The 4,026-nt window shown below is 75.1% G+C and carries 6 protein-coding genes; 5 read left to right on the top strand and 1 reads right to left on the bottom strand.

The window, feature by feature from the left end:
• The first annotated feature begins 261 nt into the window (after positions 1 to 261).
• Entirely contained in the window at positions 262 to 693 is a 432-nt protein-coding gene (locus AC068A_RS35320) for a hypothetical protein (protein ID WP_478590390.1), read from the top strand.
• Here AC068A_RS35320 and AC068A_RS35315 read toward each other — a convergent pair.
• The gene (locus tag AC068A_RS35315; RefSeq protein WP_478590389.1) at positions 674 to 1,417 is read right to left on the bottom strand and encodes a FadR/GntR family transcriptional regulator; all 744 of its coding nucleotides are present in this window, start codon (positions 1,415 to 1,417) and stop codon (positions 674 to 676) included. The genes AC068A_RS35320 and AC068A_RS35315 overlap by 20 nt on opposite strands.
• Positions 1,418 to 1,501: 84 nt before the next feature.
• On the opposite strand from AC068A_RS35315, the gene AC068A_RS35310 reads away from it, so the two are divergent.
• The 4 genes from AC068A_RS35310 (at position 1,502) to AC068A_RS35295 (ending at position 3,903) form a co-directional block, all read left to right on the top strand.
• The gene (locus AC068A_RS35310; RefSeq protein WP_478590388.1) at positions 1,502 to 2,800 is read left to right on the top strand and encodes a CynX/NimT family MFS transporter; all 1,299 of its coding nucleotides are present in this window, start codon (positions 1,502 to 1,504) and stop codon (positions 2,798 to 2,800) included.
• A 5-nt stretch (positions 2,801 to 2,805) separates the two neighbouring features.
• On the top strand, positions 2,806 to 2,925 hold the full coding sequence (locus AC068A_RS35305; protein WP_478590387.1) for an SGM_5486 family transporter-associated protein: 120 nt from the start codon (positions 2,806 to 2,808) through the stop codon (positions 2,923 to 2,925).
• 146 nt (positions 2,926 to 3,071) lie between these two features.
• The gene (locus tag AC068A_RS35300) at positions 3,072 to 3,272 is read left to right on the top strand and encodes a hypothetical protein (RefSeq protein WP_478590386.1); all 201 of its coding nucleotides are present in this window, start codon (positions 3,072 to 3,074) and stop codon (positions 3,270 to 3,272) included.
• Positions 3,273 to 3,381: 109 nt separating this feature from the next.
• A complete protein-coding gene (locus AC068A_RS35295; protein ID WP_478590385.1) occupies positions 3,382 to 3,903 on the top strand; it encodes a SixA phosphatase family protein in 522 nt (173 codons plus the stop codon).
• Positions 3,904 to 4,026 lie beyond the last annotated feature (123 nt).

The raw sequence follows: 4,026 nt of genomic DNA, 5'->3' as shown, positions 1-4,026 counted from the left end.
ACAACGTCATCCCGCCCCCAACCCGCGCCGAGCTCCCCCCCCCCCCCCCCCCCCCCCCCCCCCCCCCCCCCCCCCCCCCCCCCCCCCCCCCCCCGCCGCCGTTTCGCCTGCCGGGGCACGGGCCCTGTCGGGGCCCCGACCTCGCGTTCGATCGGATTGACGAGGGCCGACCGGATCTTCCCGAGTCGAAAACCGGAGCAGAAGCCTGCAAACTGACCGGGTCGGGATCTTCCCGGCTCCATGCGGGGAGGAGGTACGGGCGTGCGCGCGAGGCCGAACCGGGCGGTTTCCCTGCTGGTGACCTCGGTGGTCCTGACGGGATTCGTGATCCCGGGAGCGCTCGCCCAGCCCGAGGGCGGCGACCCGGCAGCCGGATCCGGGGCGGCGGCCTCCGCCGGCGCGGACCTCGACGAGATCCCCGCCGAACCCCCCGTACGGGCCGGGCCGACCCCGGCCGCGGACCTGTTCGGCGCCGACTGCGACACCGTCATCGAGGGCTCGCTGGTCACCTCGTACTGCCACAACAGCTACCCGCAGACCGATCTGGTCCGGCTGCACGTCGAATGCGACCGCTGGTGGGACCTGGACCTGGACGGCAACGCCGTGGCCGTGGACCCGGCTGGCCGGGCCGAGCTCGCCGGCCGGTGCTGGAAGGAGGTCCGCTCGACCTGGGTCAGCCACCGGCGGGCGTGACCGCGTCCCCCGCCCCCGCATCCCCCGCCCCCGCGCGTCCCGCCGGGTCCTGCTGCGTGCGGCCGAGGCAGGCGAACGGGTAGCCGGCCGCCTCCGACGCCGCCGTCTCCCCGTCCCCGCGCCGGACCGCCTCGATCAGCCGGGCGTGGTCCAGGTGCGCCGCCGGGTCCAGGTCCGCACCCACGTCCGTGCGCAGCCACTCGGCCACCAGGTCGCCGAGGTCCGCGTACAGCTCGATCAGCACCTCGTTGTGCGAGGCCGCCACCACCGCCATGTGCAGCGCGACGTCCGCCGCCACGAACAGCTCCGCGTCCCCGCTCGCCCAGGCCTCCTCGCGCCGCGCCAGCAGCGCCTCCAACTGCGCCACGTCCCGCTCGGTGCGCCGCTCCGCCGCCAGCCGGGCCGCGGCCGACTCCAGCGTCGAGCGGACCTCGGCGATGTGCCGGGGGTCGGCCCCGGCGAAGCGGCGGTGCATCACCCCGGCCAGCTCGCTGGTGGCGAGCACGTACGTCCCCGAGCCCTGGCGGATGTCCAGGAGCCCGTTGTGGGCCAGTGCCCGGACGGCCTCGCGCACGGTGTTGCGGGCGACCCCCAGCATCTCCACCAGTTCCGGCTCGGTCGGGATACGGGCGCCGACCGGCCATTCGCCGGAGGTGATCTGGTTCCTGAGCTGGGCGATCACCTGGTCGACCAGGGCGGATCGCCGGGGCGAGGTCAGTGGCATGCGGGCGGGAGTCCTCTCCGGGCCGGACGGCTGGACAGCTGTCCCGTTGGACAGTCAATCATCCCATGATTCTATGATGGGTGAATGTTGGACGACGAAACCCAGACCCTCCACCGGCCGGAGGCCGCGCCCACGGCACCCCGGAGCCCCCGGCCCGCCGCCCCCGCCACCACCGCCGAGGCCTGTCGGCCCGGATGGCTCGGCCCGGTCCTCGTCGTCGGCATCGTCCTGGCCGCCCTCAACCTGCGGCCCGCCATCACCAGCCTCGGCGCCCTCTTCGAGGAGGTCCGCACGGGCCTCGGCATGAGCGGCACCGTCGCCGGACTGATCACCTCCGTCCCGGTCCTCTGCTTCGCCGTCTTCGGCGTCACCGCACCCCGGCTCTCCCGCCGCTTCGGCCCGGCCGCCGTCGTCTGCGCGGGCATGGCCGCCGTCGCCGCAGGGCTGCTGATCCGCCCGTTCGCCACGGGCGCCGCCGGCTTCCTCGCCGCCAGCGCCCTGTCCCTGGCCGGCATCGCCCTCACCAACGTACTGCTCCCGGTGATCGTCAAGCGCTGGTTCCCGGACCGCCTCGGCACCATGACCGGCCTGTACTCCATGGCCCTGGCCGGCGGCGCCTCCCTGGCCGCCGCCGCGACGGTCCCGCTGACCTCCGCCCTCGGCGGCAGCTGGCGTACCGGCCTGCTGGTCTGGGCCGTGCTCGCGGTGGCCGCCGTACTGCCCTGGCTGCCCGTGGCCGCCTCCGTACGGCGCGAGCGGCAGGCCGCCGGGGCCGCACCCGCCCCGGCCGGCCCGAGCGTCGTCCGCAGCCGCACCGCTTGGGCCCTGGCCGGCTACTTCGGCCTCCAGGCCACCGGCGCGTACATCATCATGGGCTGGCTCCCGCAGATATTCCGCGACGCCGGGGTCTCCGCCGGCTCCGCGGGCGTCCTGCTCGCGGTCACCGGGGCCATGGGCGTCCCGCTGGCCTTCGTCATCCCCAACCTCGCCGGCCGGATGCGGAACCAGGGCCCCATCGCCGCCGGCCTCGGCGTCTTCGGCCTCATCGGCTACACCGGCCTGTACCTCGCCCCCGCCGCCGGCGCCTGGGCGTGGGCCCTCCTGCTCGGCATCTCCAACTGCGCCTTCCCGCTCGCCATCACCATGATCGGGCTGCGCGCGAAGAGCCCGGGCGGCGTCGTCCGGCTCTCCGCCTTCGCCCAGAGCGTCGGCTACCTCGTCTCCGTCCCCGGCCCCGTCCTCATCGGCACCCTCTACCAGCACAGCGGAGGCTGGGACCTGCCGCTGACCCTCATGTCCTGCCTGCTGGTCCCGCAGATCGCGCTGGGCGTGCTCGCCGGACGGGACCGCACGATCGAGGACGAACGCGGCATGCGAGACTGAACGGCATGTCGCCCGTACTCGAACCGAACCCCCAGGACGGCCGCAAGAAGCTCGGCGCCGTACTCGGCGCGATGCTCGCCGTCAGCGTGATCATCGCCGTCATCGCGACCGTCGTCTCACCCTGACCCGGCAAGGGGGTGGGGCTGTCCCCACCGACCCCTAGGGGGTCGGGTTCAGGGTCGGGTGGGGTGCGCCCCTGATGGGAACGGCGCCTTCGGATCCCTAGATTCGAAGGAGCAGCCCGTCCCGTCCGCACCCCTGGAAGGCCCCCATGCTGGCCCCCGCACCCGCCCCCGTCCACCGCTCCGCCGGCGCCGACGCCCGGCTGCACTGGTGGGCGCTGGCCCTGCCCGCACTCGCCTTCGCCCTCCTGCTGCTGCTCCTCGCCGGATCCGGCGAGGTCCGGGCCACCGCCGGCGAGACTGCTCCCCTGCTCCAGGTCAGCGAACAGCTCCTGCGCGCCGCGGGCTGATCCGGCCCACGCGTCCGCGCGAGCCGCGCACGCCGCAGGAGCGCCCCTGCGCGCGGACGGGCCCCAACACCCTCCGCTCCACGGCCCGATCCGTGCGAAGCTGGGAGCCATGAGCGCCGACACACCCCGCAGGATCGTCCTCCTCCGGCACGCCAAGGCCGACTGGCAGCAGGTGGCCGACCACGACCGCCCGCTGGCGGAACGCGGCCGCAAGGAGGCACCGGCCGCCGGACTGAAGCTGGCCGAGACCGGCATCGCCTTCGACCTGGCCCTCTGCTCCACCGCCACCCGCACCCGCGAGACGTGGAAGCTCGCCGTCCAGGAACTGCCGCAGCGCCCGAAGACCGTGTACGAGGAGCGGCTGTACGAGGCCTCGCTCGGCGAGCTCATCGCCCTCCTCAACGAGACCCCCGACGAGGTCGAGGACCTCCTCGTGATCGGCCACAACCCCGGCATGCACGCCCTCGCCGACGCCCTCGCCGGCCGCGTCGAGGACGACACCCTGGCCCGGATGACCCGCAGCGGCTTCCCGACCGCGGCGCTCGCCGTCGTCTCCTTCACCGGATCCTGGAAGTCCGTGGAGCACGGCGTGGGCACGCTCCTCGACTACTGGACCCCCGCGGACCACTGACCGGCCCGCGGCGGGCATCCCGCGTACGGGGGCGGGGGGGGGGGGGGGGGGGGGGGGGGGGGGGGGGGGGGGGGGGGGGGGTGGGGGGGGGGGGGGGGGGGTGGGGGGTGGAGAGCAGAGGAG

This window comes from Streptomyces sp. NPDC043854 (assembly GCF_056436005.1).
This window is presented reverse-complemented; position numbering and strand designations above follow the sequence as displayed.

What these genes read in the sequence shown, in the direction of transcription:
- AC068A_RS35315 (WP_478590389.1), bottom strand. Translation starts at nt 1,417, where the DNA reads ATGCCACTGACCTCGCCCCGGCGATCCGCCCTGGTCGACCAGGTGATC.
- AC068A_RS35310 (WP_478590388.1), top strand. Translation starts at nt 1,502, where the DNA reads ATGTTGGACGACGAAACCCAGACCCTCCACCGGCCGGAGGCCGCGCCC.
- AC068A_RS35295 (WP_478590385.1), top strand. Translation starts at nt 3,382, where the DNA reads ATGAGCGCCGACACACCCCGCAGGATCGTCCTCCTCCGGCACGCCAAG.
- AC068A_RS35300 (WP_478590386.1), top strand. Translation starts at nt 3,072, where the DNA reads ATGCTGGCCCCCGCACCCGCCCCCGTCCACCGCTCCGCCGGCGCCGAC.
- AC068A_RS35305 (WP_478590387.1), top strand. Translation starts at nt 2,806, where the DNA reads ATGTCGCCCGTACTCGAACCGAACCCCCAGGACGGCCGCAAGAAGCTC.